At 73.3% G+C, this 12,531-nt stretch carries 17 protein-coding genes; 6 read left to right on the top strand and 11 right to left on the bottom strand.

The annotated features are described in order from the left end of the window. Together ACXR2U_RS07930 and ACXR2U_RS07935 are read left to right on the top strand one after the other, a co-directional pair. A partial coding sequence (locus ACXR2U_RS07930) for a 2-phosphosulfolactate phosphatase (protein WP_458824428.1) occupies positions 1–526 on the top strand: 526 nt, incomplete at its 5' end. Positions 527–566: 40 nt separating this feature from the next. After that, a complete protein-coding gene (locus ACXR2U_RS07935) occupies positions 567–1,175 on the top strand; it encodes an N-acetyltransferase family protein (RefSeq protein WP_458824429.1) in 609 nt (202 codons plus the stop codon). 6 nt (positions 1,176–1,181) lie between these two features. Here ACXR2U_RS07935 and ACXR2U_RS07940 read toward each other — a convergent pair whose 3' ends face one another. Genes ACXR2U_RS07940 through ACXR2U_RS07960 form a run of 5 tightly spaced genes read right to left on the bottom strand, consistent with a single transcriptional unit; the run spans position 1,182 to position 4,067 of the window. Further along, positions 1,182–1,613 (bottom strand): PRC-barrel domain-containing protein, encoded by a 432-nt coding sequence (locus tag ACXR2U_RS07940; protein WP_458824430.1) that lies wholly within the window; start codon positions 1,611–1,613, stop codon positions 1,182–1,184. Next, a complete protein-coding gene (locus ACXR2U_RS07945; RefSeq protein ID WP_458824431.1) occupies positions 1,610–2,194 on the bottom strand; it encodes a PRC-barrel domain-containing protein in 585 nt (194 codons plus the stop codon). Before ACXR2U_RS07945 ends, ACXR2U_RS07940 begins: the two co-directional genes overlap by 4 nt. Next, positions 2,191–2,325, bottom strand: coding sequence for a hypothetical protein (locus ACXR2U_RS07950; protein WP_458824432.1), 135 nt, complete (start codon positions 2,323–2,325; stop codon positions 2,191–2,193). The genes ACXR2U_RS07945 and ACXR2U_RS07950 overlap by 4 nt, the downstream gene beginning before the upstream one ends. Positions 2,326–2,377: 52 nt before the next feature. Further along, on the bottom strand, positions 2,378–2,845 hold the full coding sequence (locus ACXR2U_RS07955; protein WP_458824433.1) for an N-acetyltransferase family protein: 468 nt from the start codon (positions 2,843–2,845) through the stop codon (positions 2,378–2,380). A 22-nt stretch (positions 2,846–2,867) separates the two neighbouring features. Then, positions 2,868–4,067 (bottom strand): multidrug effflux MFS transporter, encoded by a 1,200-nt coding sequence (locus ACXR2U_RS07960; protein WP_458824434.1) that lies wholly within the window; start codon positions 4,065–4,067, stop codon positions 2,868–2,870. 111 nt (positions 4,068–4,178) lie between these two features. Here ACXR2U_RS07960 and ACXR2U_RS07965 point away from each other — a divergent pair, with 111 nt between their 5' ends. Then, on the top strand, positions 4,179–5,732 hold the full coding sequence (locus ACXR2U_RS07965; protein ID WP_458824532.1) for an AMP-binding protein: 1,554 nt from the start codon (positions 4,179–4,181) through the stop codon (positions 5,730–5,732). After that, positions 5,732–6,010, top strand: coding sequence for a hypothetical protein (locus tag ACXR2U_RS07970; protein ID WP_458824435.1), 279 nt, complete (start codon positions 5,732–5,734; stop codon positions 6,008–6,010). Before ACXR2U_RS07965 ends, ACXR2U_RS07970 begins: the two co-directional genes overlap by 1 nt. 46 nt (positions 6,011–6,056) lie before the next feature. Here ACXR2U_RS07970 and ACXR2U_RS07975 read toward each other — a convergent pair whose 3' ends face one another. Then, the gene (locus tag ACXR2U_RS07975) at positions 6,057–6,716 is read right to left on the bottom strand and encodes a Type 1 glutamine amidotransferase-like domain-containing protein (protein WP_458824436.1); all 660 of its coding nucleotides are present in this window, start codon (positions 6,714–6,716) and stop codon (positions 6,057–6,059) included. A gap of 97 nt (positions 6,717–6,813) precedes the next feature. Here ACXR2U_RS07975 and ACXR2U_RS07980 point away from each other — a divergent pair, with 97 nt between their 5' ends. Continuing rightward, on the top strand, positions 6,814–7,332 hold the full coding sequence (locus ACXR2U_RS07980; protein WP_458824437.1) for a GNAT family N-acetyltransferase: 519 nt from the start codon (positions 6,814–6,816) through the stop codon (positions 7,330–7,332). A gap of 17 nt (positions 7,333–7,349) precedes the next feature. Here the strand turns inward: ACXR2U_RS07980 and ACXR2U_RS07985 are convergent, their stop codons facing one another. From ACXR2U_RS07985 to ACXR2U_RS08005, 5 genes are all read right to left on the bottom strand, one after another. Further along, the gene (locus ACXR2U_RS07985) at positions 7,350–7,577 is read right to left on the bottom strand and encodes a hypothetical protein (RefSeq protein WP_458824438.1); all 228 of its coding nucleotides are present in this window, start codon (positions 7,575–7,577) and stop codon (positions 7,350–7,352) included. A gap of 165 nt (positions 7,578–7,742) precedes the next feature. Continuing rightward, a complete protein-coding gene (locus ACXR2U_RS07990) occupies positions 7,743–8,510 on the bottom strand; it encodes a hypothetical protein (RefSeq protein ID WP_458824439.1) in 768 nt (255 codons plus the stop codon). Positions 8,511–8,577: 67 nt separating this feature from the next. Next, entirely contained in the window at positions 8,578–9,990 is a 1,413-nt protein-coding gene (locus ACXR2U_RS07995) for an adenylate/guanylate cyclase domain-containing protein (RefSeq protein WP_458824440.1), read from the bottom strand. A 95-nt stretch (positions 9,991–10,085) separates the two neighbouring features. Further along, positions 10,086–11,006: an AurF N-oxygenase family protein gene (locus ACXR2U_RS08000; protein ID WP_458824441.1), complete on the bottom strand. Its 921-nt coding sequence runs from the start codon at positions 11,004–11,006 to the stop codon at positions 10,086–10,088. A 93-nt stretch (positions 11,007–11,099) separates the two neighbouring features. Next, positions 11,100–11,792 (bottom strand): SIMPL domain-containing protein, encoded by a 693-nt coding sequence (locus ACXR2U_RS08005; RefSeq protein WP_458824442.1) that lies wholly within the window; start codon positions 11,790–11,792, stop codon positions 11,100–11,102. Between the two features lie 36 nt (positions 11,793–11,828). On the opposite strand from ACXR2U_RS08005, the gene ACXR2U_RS08010 reads away from it, so the two are divergent. After that, positions 11,829–12,530: a TetR/AcrR family transcriptional regulator gene (locus ACXR2U_RS08010; RefSeq protein ID WP_458824443.1), complete on the top strand. Its 702-nt coding sequence runs from the start codon at positions 11,829–11,831 to the stop codon at positions 12,528–12,530. The last annotated feature ends 1 nt before the right edge of the window (position 12,531 follow it).

A 12,531-nucleotide genomic window follows, 5' to 3' on the forward strand; every position in this document is an offset into this window, starting at 1 on the left:
CGGCGCCGGCGCCGGCGCCGGCGCCGGCGCCGGCGACATCAGCCTGTCGCCGGCCACGGTGCTCCGCGCCGCGGCGGCGGGAACGCTGCCGCAGCGCCTCGTCCTGCCGTCCCCGAACGGCGCCACGGTCGCCCACGGCCTGGCCACCACCGGGGTCACGGTGGTGGCGGCGTCGCTGCGCAACGCGGCGGCGGTCGGCCGCTGGTTGCGGGACCGCCCGGGCGCGGTCGCGGTGGTCGCGGCCGGCGAACGCTGGCCGGACGGCTCGTTGCGCCCCGCGGCGGAGGACCTGTGGGGCGCCGGCGCGGTCCTGGCCGAGCTGGTCGGCGACCTGTCTCCCGAGGCCGAGCTGGCCGTGGCCGCCCACCGCGCGCTCGAGGGACGGGCGGGCGTGGCGCTGGCCGCGACGGCGAGCGGTCGGGAGCTGATCGCCGCGGGCTACGGCACGGACGTCCACGTCGCCGGACAGCTCGACGCCGACGACGTCGTGCCCGTGCTCACCGACGGCGCGTTCCGGCCGGCCTGAGCACGCCGCCGTTGTCGGCGGCCTCGGCGACACTGCGGCGATGGTGACCGACGACCTGCGGGTGGTACCGGCGAACCGCGTGCCGTGCGAGGACCTCGACGCCGTGTTCGGGGTCCGCGGCCCCGCCGCCCGGTGCCGCTGCCAGCGCTACCGGCTGGCTCCCCTCGAGGCGTTCTCGAAGCAACCGGTCGAGGAGCGCGTCCACCGTCTGCACGAGCAGACGGCCTGTGGTGACCCCGACGCGCCCGACACCACCGGCCTGGTCGCGTACGCAGGCGATGTCGCGGTCGGCTGGTGCGCGGTGGCACCGCGCGCCGGGCACGCCGGGCTGGTGCGGGTGCACCGCACACCGTGGGACGGCCGCGCGGAAGACCGCGGCGATCCCTCGGTGTGGGCGCTGACCTGCGTCCTGGCCCGGGCCGGGCACCGCCGCGCCGGGGTCAGCCGCGTGCTGGTCGAGGCAGCAGTGCCCCACGCCCGTGCACACGGCGTGGCCGCGCTGGAGGCCTACCCGATGATCACGGCCGAGGGGGCGTTGGCCGAGGAACTGCACGTCGGCCTGCTGTCGACGTTCCTCGCCGCCGGCTTCACCGAGGTCCACCGACCCTCGAAGCGTCGAGCGGTCGTGCGGGTGCAGTTCGCCCGCTGACGGCGCTCAGGCCTGGACGACCACCGCGTACGACCCGACGCCGGTCAACGCGCTCCCGTGAATCTCGTGGCCCTTGAGCGTCAGCATCGTCAGCGCGCCGGTCTGGGCGTCGAAGTCGACGTCCTTGACCTTGCCGAGGTCGACCCCGGTGACGGTCAGGACCCGCTTGCCCTTGAGCTCGTGGTCCTTGCCCTGCAACGCGTCGATCTCCGGCGGGGCGTCGATGATCGCTCCGGCGTCGGCGACGGTCACGGCGTCCTCGCCGAAGCCCGCGATGTCGCGCCACAGCAGGACGTCGCCGGACTCCGCCTTCTTGATCTCGAGCGCGACCACCGAGCGGGTCACGGGGTCGACGACGAAGCCGTCGACCTTGCCGACGGTTTCCGCGCTGCTGGTGCTGACGACCTTGCGGCCGTTCGCGTCGGAGAAGCTGGTCACTGCCGACCGCCCTTCAGCTGGGTGCGGAACGCGTCGACCGAAGCGCCGAAACCGGCGAGGTCGTGGCTGACGAAGTCCTGCGCCGTCGCGGGGACGACCAGGTGCTCGCCCGAGGCCGAGATGGTGTCGGGCAGCGGGATCAGGACCTTCTGGCCCTTCGTGCCCATCGCCTCCGACGACTCGATCTCGTACCCGACGACCTCGCAGGTGCGGGCGTCGGTCTCGACGATCACGTCGGTGACGGTGCCGAGCGACGTCCCGGCGTCGGTGAGCACCTCGGAACCGAGGACGTCGCCGCCGTTGCCACCGGTCCGGCTCGCCTCGTCCAGCAGGTCCTGGCGCGGCTCGAGCGCGGTGGCGTCGCGCACCATGACGGCGTCCGGCCCCAGCGCGGCGACCGATGCCCAAGGCAACGATTCCTTGAGCGGTCCGCTGAACAACCCGCGACCGGCGAGGGTGAAGCCCAGGATCTGACCGCCGTCGCCGCCGTAGACGATGTCCTTGATCTGGGCGATGTCGTCGCCCGCGAACGTCACGACCGGGCGCTTGGTGATCTCGCTGGCCCGCAGGAGCGTCGTCACTTCCGGCTCCCCCGACGCTTGCCACCGACGATGACCCCGCCGCTCCGCCGCCGGGCCTGCAGCGCGAGGAACCCGACGAACAGCACCACGATCACCGCCAGGACCAGGATGACCCAACCCCACCACTGCATGTGCCACACCTCTCGTCGTCCTCGACCGGAACCGGCCTCGGCCCCGCGTTACCTACCCAGCTTCCCAGTGGTTGCCCCGGACGTAGCGCACATCCGGAGCACCTTCTTCGTTGTCGCCGTCGGTGGTGCGCACCGCCCGCCACCCGCGCCGCTCGTAGAACGCCCGCGCCGGGGTGTTCGAGGCGAAGACCCAGAGCGCCAGGCCGTCCGGGCGCAGCTGCTCGGCGTGGGCCAGCAACGCCGTCCCGACCCCCTGCCCCTGGGCCTCGGGGACGACCCACAACCAGTCCAGGTCGTCGCCGTCGAGCACGAGCACCCCGAGCGCCTCGCCCGTGGGTCCACACGCGAGCCACGCCTCGCGCCTCGGCACGACGACGGTCGCCACGAAGTCACGGACCTCGTGGTCGGGGTGCACACCCGGCGGGATGGCGTCACCCGCGCCGGCCCGGGAGCGCAGGTAGACGTCGGCGACCGTGTCGGCGTCGGCTGGCCCCGCCCGTCGGATCGTCGGACCGTCCACGGGGTGCAGCCTGCCCGCCCCGTCAACCCGGGTCGCGGGTGAGCCACCGGCACAGCACCAGGCTGACGACGGCCACCACCGCCATGGTCAGGGCCATCGGGACGGCCGAACCGGTGCCCCCGACGCCGCCCAGCGGCGAGATCAGCCCGGCGAACAGGAACTGGGAGGCCCCGACGAGCGCACTGGCCGAGCCGGCGACGTCGGGGTGCGGGGCGAGCGCCAGGGCGGTGGAGTGCGGGCTGACCAGTCCGACGCACGCGACGACGACGAACAGAGGGACGAGCAGCGGCACCAGGGCGCGGGTCCCGGAGAGCGCGACGACCAGCAGCGTCACCGTCCCCGCCGCCTGCGCGACCTGACCGACGGTCAGCAGCCGGCCCGACCCGACCCGGCGCACCAGCCGTCCCCCGACCTGCCCCGCGACGACGATGCCGACGGAGTTGGTGGCGAACACGACGCTGAACACCGTGGTGGAGACCCCGTAGCCGGTCTGCAGCACGAACGGCGACGCCGCGATGTAGGTCAGCAGGCACGCCGTACCGAACCCCGCCGCCAGCGCGTACCCGACGAACGCCCGCGACCGGGCCAGATCCGCACCCACGGAGAGGGTCTGACGCAGGCCGTCGGACCGGCGTCGCTCCGCCGGCAGGCTCTCCCGCAACGTCAGCGCGCCCAGCGCCAGCAGCACCCCGATACCGGCGAGGACCACGAACAACCCCCGCCACGAGGTGACCCGCAGCAGCTGCGCGCCGAGCAGCGGCGCGACGATCGGCGCGAGGCCACTGACGATCGTGAGCTCGGCGAACACCCGCCCGGAGTCGACCGGTCCCCAGAGGTCCCGCACGATCGCCCGGGCGATCACGAGGCCGGCCGCGCCGCAGCCGCCCTGCAGCAACCGCGCCAGGATCAGCAGCCACACGTTCGGCGCGACCACGCACACCAGCGAGAGCACGACGAACCCCACCAGCCCGACGAGCAGGGGCCGCTTGCGGCCGAGGTTGTCCGAGAGCGGCCCGGCGACGAGCTGACCGAGGGCGAGACCGACCAGCGACGACGAGATCGTCAGTTGGACGACGCCTTGCCCGGCGCCCAGGTCGCGGCCGACCTCGGGCAGGGCGGGGAGGTACAGGTCGGTGGCCAGCGGACCGAACGCCGAGAGTCCGCCGAGGACGACGAACGTCAGTGCGCGGCGTCGTCCGGACGTCGACGACGCGATGGGCACGAGCGGTCACCCTGCCCGACCGTTGTCCAGGTCTCGGACACCGGGATGACGGCGCTCGCGGCGGCGGGGCAGGATCAGGGCGTCACCGCCGTCGACGCCGGAGGTCCGCCCGTGTACTACCCGCTGGTCGTGTCCGACTTCCTCGACCGTGCCGAGACCGTCTACCCCGACCGGGTCGGGGTGGTGGACGAGCCGCAGCAGCCGGCGCCGAGTTGGGGCGAGGTCACCTACCGCGAGATCGCGCAGCGGGCCCGGCACCAGGCCGCGTGGCTCGACTCGCTCGGTGTCGCCCGCGGCGGCCGGGTCGCGATCGTCAGCCACAACAGCGCCCGCATGCTGACCTCGTTCTACGGCGTCTCCGGGTTCGGGCGGGCGTACGTCCCGATCAACTTCCGGCTCTCGGCGGCGGAGGTCCGCTACATCGTCGAGCACTCCGGTTCCGAGGTGCTGCTCGTCGACCCCGAGTTGAAGCAGACCCTGCTCGACGACGGCGGGGTGACCGCGAAGACCGTCCGTGTCATCGGCGAGGACGACGAGGAGATCTGGGGCGTCGGCGGCACCGGCGACGCCACGCCGGAACCGTGGACCGAGGCCGACGAGCTGGCGACGGCCACCATCAACTACACGTCGGGCACCACCGCCCGACCCAAGGGCGTGCAGCAGACCCACCGCGCGACCTGGCTGAACGCCACCGTCTTCGCGCTGCACGCGGGGCTCACCGACCGTGACGTCTACCTCCACACCCTGCCGATGTTCCACGCGAACGGGTGGGGAATGCCCTTCGGGACGACGGGTGTCGGGGTGCGGCAGGTGGTCATCCGCAAGATCGACGGCGCCGAGATCCTGCGCCGGGTGCAGCAGTTCGGCGTCACGGTCATGTGCGCGGCTCCGGCCGTCGTCAACGCCGCCCTCGACGCCGCGAGCTCCTGGGAGGGCGACATCCCGGGCCGCGACCGCACCCGGGTCATCGTCGCCGGTGCCCCACCGCCGACCCGCACCATCGAGCGGGTCCGCGCCGAACTGGGCTGGGAGTTCATCCAGATCTACGGGCTCACGGAGACCTCGCCGCTGCTGACCGTCAACCGCCTCCGCGACGAGTGGGACGACCTCGGGCCGACCGAGCAGGCCCGGCTGCTGGGTCGCGCCGGGGCACCGGCGATCGGCGTGCGCATCGCGGTCTCCGAGGGCGGCGAGGTGCTGGCGCAGAGCAACCACAACCTCGACTCCTACTGGGACAACCCCGAGGCGACGGCCGAGGCGCAGGAGGGCAACTGGTTCCACACCGGCGACGGCGGGACCTTCGAGGACGGCTACCTCACGATCTCCGACCGCAAGAAGGACGTCATCATCACCGGCGGTGAGAACGTCAGCTCGATCGAGGTCGAGGACGCCCTCACCTCGCACGAGGCGGTGCGCGAGGTCGCGGTGATCGGCATCCCCGACGACAAGTGGGGCGAGCTGGTCACCGCGCTCGTGGTGAAGGACCCCGGGTCCGACGTCGACGAAGCCGCCCTGATCGCCCACTGCCGCACCCTGCTCGCGGGCTACAAGTGCCCGAAGAAGGTCGTGTTCGTCGACGAACTCGCCCGCACCGCCACGGGCAAGCTGCAGAAGTTCAAGCTCCGCGCGCCGTACTGGGCGGGCCAGACCAGGCAGGTGAACTGATGACCATCCCCCAGCGCGGCGCGGCCGGCGGGCACCCCTCGCCGTTGCCGGTGATGACCATCCTGCTGGTCGCGGCGCTGCTGGCCGCCCTCGGCATCATCGTGGTCGCCCGCAGTGCGGTGCCCGCCCTGGGGTGGGTGTTCCTCGCCGTCGGCGTGGTCGGCGCGGTCTACGGCGTGCTGCTGGCGCTGAAGAACGTGCAGACCTCGCGACGCATCCAGGCCCGGGAGGTCGCAGCCGAGCGCCGGGCCCGCGCCGACGACGACACCACCGACTGACAGCGAACCGGTCGACCACGCCCGGGGGCCGAGGCGGGCGGCGCCGTCACGACAGCTGGTGCCACTGCCCCTCGGACACGACCTCGACCCGGCCGTCGACGACCGCGATCGCGGACTCGTCGTCGAGGGCGTAGGTCGGACCGTCGAAGCCGGCCGCCCACCGCCTCGCCTCGGCCAGGGTGTTGTCCGGGAACACGTCCAGGTGCGGGAAGATCGAGAAGTCGACCACCCCGAGCGTGCGGTCGTCGGGAGCGCCCGACCACTCGACGAAGTCCGCGCCGATGCGCGGGGTCATCACCATGCTGCCGGCGCTCACGCCCACCCAGACGGTGTCGGGCAGCGACGGCAGCAGGTCGGCCAGCCCGGACTCCCACATCCAGTGGGCCAGGTAGGTCGCGTCCCCGCCGTCGACCAGCAGCACGTCGGCGGCGCGGACCCACGGCTCCCACCGGTCGGCCCCGATCGTGGGCAGGGCGGTCAGCTCGAGCAGCCCGATCGACTTCCACGGCAGGGCGGTCATCCCGCCGTGCGGTGGGGTGCCGCTGACGGAGTTGCGGGCCGACACCGGCCCGCACATCGGGTGCCCCCACTGCGCGGTGGGGATGCAGAGCGCGTCGGCCTCGGCCACCGGTTTGCCCAGGTGGTCGAGCAACGCGCGCTCGATGCCGGGGTTCCTGACTCCCCCGGACGTGAGCAGCAGCTTCACCCTTGCCTCCCGACCTCGCGCTGCGAACCGCTTCGGCGCCGACCGTAGCGGCCGGGTCGGACGTCAGCAGGCTCCTCGACGCTGCGACCATCGTCCGGTGGTCACGCCCGAGCTCCGCACCGCGCGGCTGCTCCTGCGGCCCCGGGTCGCCGAGGACGCCGTGGTCGTGCGACGACTCTGGTCGGAACGGGACCCGCGGGTACCCGCCCACCGGCGCCTCGACGCCGAGGGGCATCCGACGGTCGGCGAGCTCGCGACGGGGTTCGCATCCGAGCCCGGCTGGTTCTGGACGGTCGTCCAGGTCGCCGGCGGTGTGGCGATCGGGTACTGCGCGCTCGTCCCGCGCGGGCGGGGCACGCCCGAGGAACCGGAACTGGCCTACGAGTTCCTGCGCTCCCACCACGGACAGGGCTACGCGACCGAGTCCGCGCGGGCTGTGGTCGCCTGGGCGGCGGGGGCCGGCCACCGGCGACTCTTCGCCGGTATCAGCGACTGGAACGTTGCATCGAGCAACGTCGTGCGCAAGCTGGGGTTCGCCGACACGGGTCGACGCGAACCCGGGGCGAACGGCGAGAGCCTGGTGTACGCGCTGACGATCCACGCGCCGACGGTCTGAGCCGATCGGACCCGGGGTCAGCCGAAGAGGGCGACGAACCCGACGGTCAGGCCGATCAGGACCACGCCGGCCACGAAGCCTATGGCGATGACGGCACTGCGCATCTCGTGCTTGTCGTAGAGCGGCGAACGCGGGTCCAGTTCGAGCGGGACGTGCACGCGGCTCTCGCGCCGCACCTCGGAGGCGAAAGCCTTGATCTCGTCGCGGGTGGGAACTCGGAAACGCTGCTGATCGGTGGTGCTCACGACGAAGAAGACCTCACTGTCGAACTGCTGGGTGGTGGACGGACCTCGCCGTCCACTCCCACTGTGCCCGACCGCGCCCCGCGACCCACCATCGACCGGCCGAGCTCACAGCGCGTCCAGATCAACCCCCAGCGGCCGCTCACCGCCGGCGACCCTCCCGGCCGGTCAGCGCCGGCTGGGCGCCCGCTTGGAGGTGTCGACCGGGTGACCGACGATCTCGACCACCCGGGCGGGGAAGTCGTGCGGCGGCGGGCCGAACAGCTTGCGGCTGGCCGCGATCGCTCCCTTGGCGACGGCGTAGTTGCCCGCACCACCGATCACCGCGCCAATCCCGAAGGGTGCGGCCCGGCCGACGATCAGCGCGCTCTGCTTCGCGGCGAACCGGCCGAGGAAGTGCTTGAGGAGCGAGGAGTTGATCGACGACATGGACTGCTTGGGCACGCCCTCGCGCAGCGCCCCCAGCCAGGACGTCCCGGCCGCGGCGCCCGCCTCGCGCTGCAGGGCCTGCACCCCGCTCTCGCCCAGCAGCACCGCCAGCACCAGGGCCCGACGCGTGGCGGCGTCGGTCACGGTGATGCCCTGCACCTCGGCGCGGGCCAGGGTGAAGACGGCGGTGGCCTCGGCGAACGCGCCGATCTCGACGACGCTGGTGGCGAGCCCCGCGGCCGTGCCGAGGCCGGGAGCGGCGGCCGCGCCGCCGGAGACCGCGCCGATACCGATCACCGAGGAGCGGTAGCGCTTCTCGAGACGCTCGACGAGCTGGAAGGGCGTCATCGCCGGGTCCTTGTCCTGGGCCCGGGCGATGTACCTGACCACCGCGGAGTGCTGGACCGAGACCGCCTTGTCCAGTGCGTCCTCGACCGCCGTGGCCACGTTGTCGGGCACGGGCACCCGTTTCGCCACGGCCTTGCCCACACGTCCACCGATCGCCATGCGCACGTCCTACCCACCTGGGACCGTCCGCCGGACTGTGAGTCGCCGATCCGACAGCGCGCTGGCGCTACGCGGCCACGGTGAACACCGTCGTGGCCGCCGAGCGGCCCCGCAGCACCGTCGTCTCGCCCTCGTCCCACCGGGCGCGTTCGGCCTCCGACGCCGCCCCGACCGCGTCCCCGCTCGCGAGCACGCGTCCCGGGACGGCCTTGGCGCGCTCGGTCAGCCGGGCCGCCTCGTTCACGGCGTCGCCGATCACGGTGTACTCCAGGCGGCTGGTGGCACCGACCTGCCCGGCGACGACCCGGCCGTAGGCCACACCGAGACCGAGGTCGACCTCCCCCGCGGACCGCACGGCGGTGGCGATGTCCCGCGCGGCGGCGAGGGCGGATCCCGCGGCGTCGTCGAGGCCGACGGGCACGCCGAACACGCAGAGCGCGGCGTCGCCCTCGAACTTGTTGACGAAGCCACCGTGACGCTCCACGGCGTCGACCACGACCTGGAAGAACCGGTTCAGGATCGCGACGGTCTCCCCCGGCCCGCGCTCGACGGCGAGCGCCGTCGACCCGGCGATGTCGACGAACAGGGCGGCCGCGGTGCGTTCCTCACCACCGAGCGAGACCCCGGTGGCGAGCGCGCGGCGGGCGACGTCGGCGCCGACGTGGCGGCCGAACAGGTCGGCCAGCCGTTCCCGCTCGGCGAGGCCCTCGGTCATCGCGTTGACCCGGTCCTGGAGCAGGCCGATCTCGCCGGCGTCGTCGACCCGCACCCGGACGTCGTAGTCACCGTCACCGACCCGCTCGACCATCTCCCGCAGCTGCCGCAGCGGTTGGCCGACCGACCGGGCCGCGAGCAGCATCCCCAGACCTCCGACCACGAGCGAGGTCGTGACCAGCAGCACGACAGCCGCGGGCGTGGGGCCGCCCAGGTTGCTCGGATCGGCGTAGAGCAGCAGCACGCCGAGCGCGGGCACGCCGCTCGCGAGCAGCCAGCTCAGCATCAGCCGGGGTGTCACCCCGAGCACCAACCGCCGCCGGTCCGGGTGCGCGGCCAGCGCCATGGCGGTGACCGGACGCGCCACCCGGCCGGCCAGCAGGTACGAGACGAGCGAGGTGACCAGGCCGCCCAGCACGATGGTCAGCACGACCCGCAGGGCGATCCGTGAGTCGCTGGCCAGCGACGCCGTGACGATGCCGACCACCACCGCGCCGACCAGCCAGAGCACCGCGGAGATGACCGCGACGTCGACGGGCAGCCGGAGCGCGTGGTTCGCCTGGTCGCGGGTGGGGTCGGCACCGACCACGAGCCACTGCAGGGTGCGGCGGTTGCGGACCACGCCGACCACCACCCCGACCACGCAGGCCAGCACGAGGTAGCCACCCGCGGTGGCCAGCACGGCGACGCGCGCCGCCACCGTCTCGCTCACCGGCAGCGGGACGAAGAACGCCAGCAGCACGGCGACGACGGCGGCGCCCACCACGCTTGAGCCGACGGTGAAGGTGGCGATGCCGGAGACGACCCGGCCCGCGAGACCGACGCGGCCGGCGCGCGAGCGACCGCCGTCCGCGGCGGCGTTCAGAGCAGGTGGGCGCGTCGGTAGATCCGCCGAGCGGCCGGCGTCACCATTCCTGCGTCGTCGAGGAACGGCATGATCTTCTCGCCCATCCACCGGATGGTGTCATGCCAGACAGGGTTGCGCCGTGCAACGTTCACAGCCTCGTCGGGGTCCAGACCGGCCGCGGCGTAGACCTCGGGGTGGACCAGGCTGTCGACGATGTGCTTCGCGGCCAGCGCCGCGAGGACCGCGTGGGCCTGCAGGACCGGCTTCGGGGTCTCCGGGACGACCCGCAGGAGCTCCTCGCGGGCGAACCGGACGTGCCGGGCCTCCTCGATGACGTGGATGCGGGCGATCATCCGCGACGGCGGCTGCAGGGACTCGTCGTTCATCCCCTCGCGCTGCAACCGGTCCAGGAGTTCCTCGGCGACGAGCGTGCCCGCCCACATGGCCGGGCCGGTCGGGGCGACCGCGCGGAAGAACTTGCCGAGCTCGTGGACGTGGCGCGCCGGGCGGTACTGCTCGCCGCCGTGCCGGTGGGCGAAGCGGGCGAACATGACGCTGTGGCGGGTCTCGTCGCCGACCTCGGTGAGCGCGTACTGCGTGTGCAGCGCGGCCGGGTCGAGGTTGTAGGCGTGGTTCGTGAGCATCCCCATGAGCAGCACCTCGAACCAGAGGCCGACCCGCGCGGTGCTCACCATCTGGTGGGTCGAGAGCGCGAGCCGCTGCTCCTCGGTCATCCGGTCCCAGAGCTCGGTGCCGTACAGCGTGGTGCGGTGCAGCTGCATGTGCGGCACGCCGGGGAGGTCCGGGGCGTCCCAGTCGATGTCGAGCTCGGGGTCGAAGGAGTTCTTCGACGACGAAGCGAGCAGCCGCGCGGCGGTCTTCTCGCGGTCGGCGACGGGCTTGCTCGGTGTCGCGGGGGCGCTGAGCAGGGTCACCGGTACCTCCGGGTGGGTGTGACGGTCTGTCACAGACAGGTTGACGACACTCGTGTACCCGTGTCAAGCGGTAACAGCAACATCGGGTAACAGCTACGTGGCAGAGGCGGAGGCGACGAAGCGCGCGTCCACGCTCGCGGCGACGGTGACGTCCTCCGGCTGCAGGTCGAGCGACTCCGCGTCCCCGCCGGCCTTGGGCGACGCCGCGCGGGCGAAGGCCACCGCGCCCGGCCCACCGTGCGGCGCGCTCTGGTCGCCGAGCATGCCGGCGTCGGCCAGCGCCACGGGCACGACCGACCCCAGACCCGCCGCGGTGGCGTAGTCCTGAGCACGTCCGGTCGCGTCGACCACGGCCCGGCGGCGGGCGTCGCGCTCCAGCTCGCGGCGCCGGGCCTCGGTGAGCGCCCACTCGATGCCGTCGACGGCCACGCCCGGCCGGGTGCCGACGTCGTCGACGAAGCGGGCGAGCGCGTCGAAGTCGCGGAACTTGACCTGGATGCTCGCTGCGGCGTGGAACACCGGCGGCAACTGCTTCCCGTCCTGGTTCCAGGGCCGGTGCGACCAGGTGCGCAACCGCTCGCTCGCCCACCAGGTGGCGGGGCCGCGCTCGGGGTCGACCAGCGACCGCGCGAGCCCCGCGACCACGTTCGCCGCCTCGACGGTGCGGCCGTACACCTGGCCCTTGTCGGGCCCCTCGAACCCGACGGTGAGGCTGACGGTCGCGCGTTCGGGCGCGATCTTGGACTCGAAGGCGCCTCGCACGGTCACGACGGTCTCGTTCGGCATGCCGGCAGCCTCCCGCACCGCCGATACGATCGCGACGTGGCGGTGGAGGTGGACGACTCGGGTGGTGTCGTCGACGGCCGTCGCGAGCGCTGGGTGCAGCACCGCGCGAACCGCCGGGCGGCCCTCGTCGCCGCGACCATCGACGCGATCGACGCCACGGCCAGCGGCAGCCCGACCTTCGACGACGTCGCGGCGCACGCCGGGGTGAGCCGCACCGTCCTCTACCGGTACTTCGCCGACCTCGACGACCTGCAGCAGGCGGCGGCGGCCCAACTCGCCGACGACCTCATCGCCCGCGTGCTCGGCCCGCTGGGCGAGGGTCGCACCGCCCGCGACATCATCACCAGCGTCCTCGACGGCATCGCGGGCTGGGTCGAGCAGCACCCCCGTCGGTACGGCTTCCTGCGCCAGTTCGCCGCGGGCGCCGAGGTCGCGGCCGGGGTGTCGGGCCAACTCGAACGCGTCGAGGACACCGTCGCCGCGCGCCTCGCCGCCCTGCTCACGCTGTTCATGACCACGTTCGGCATGCCCGCCCACACCGCGGAACTCGGCGCTCGCGCCCTCATCGGCCTGGTCGAGTCCAGCATGGTCTGGTGGGGTCGCCAGCCGGTCGAGACCCGTCAGACCCGCGCCGAGATCGTCGCCGCCGTCAGCCTCTACGTGTGGGCGGCCATCGACGCCGAACTGCGTGAGAACGGCGTCGTGCTCGGCCTCGACGACCCGCTTCCCGAGGAGTGAC

It is taken from the genome of Jatrophihabitans sp. YIM 134969, assembly GCF_054456675.1.

What these genes read in the sequence shown, in the direction of transcription:
- ACXR2U_RS07970 (WP_458824435.1), top strand. Translation starts at nt 5,732, where the DNA reads ATGACCATCCCCCAGCGCGGCGCGGCCGGCGGGCACCCCTCGCCGTTG.
- ACXR2U_RS07950 (WP_458824432.1), bottom strand. Translation starts at nt 2,325, where the DNA reads ATGCAGTGGTGGGGTTGGGTCATCCTGGTCCTGGCGGTGATCGTGGTG.
- ACXR2U_RS08005 (WP_458824442.1), bottom strand. Translation starts at nt 11,792, where the DNA reads ATGCCGAACGAGACCGTCGTGACCGTGCGAGGCGCCTTCGAGTCCAAG.
- ACXR2U_RS07990 (WP_458824439.1), bottom strand. Translation starts at nt 8,510, where the DNA reads ATGGCGATCGGTGGACGTGTGGGCAAGGCCGTGGCGAAACGGGTGCCC.
- ACXR2U_RS07935 (WP_458824429.1), top strand. Translation starts at nt 567, where the DNA reads ATGGTGACCGACGACCTGCGGGTGGTACCGGCGAACCGCGTGCCGTGC.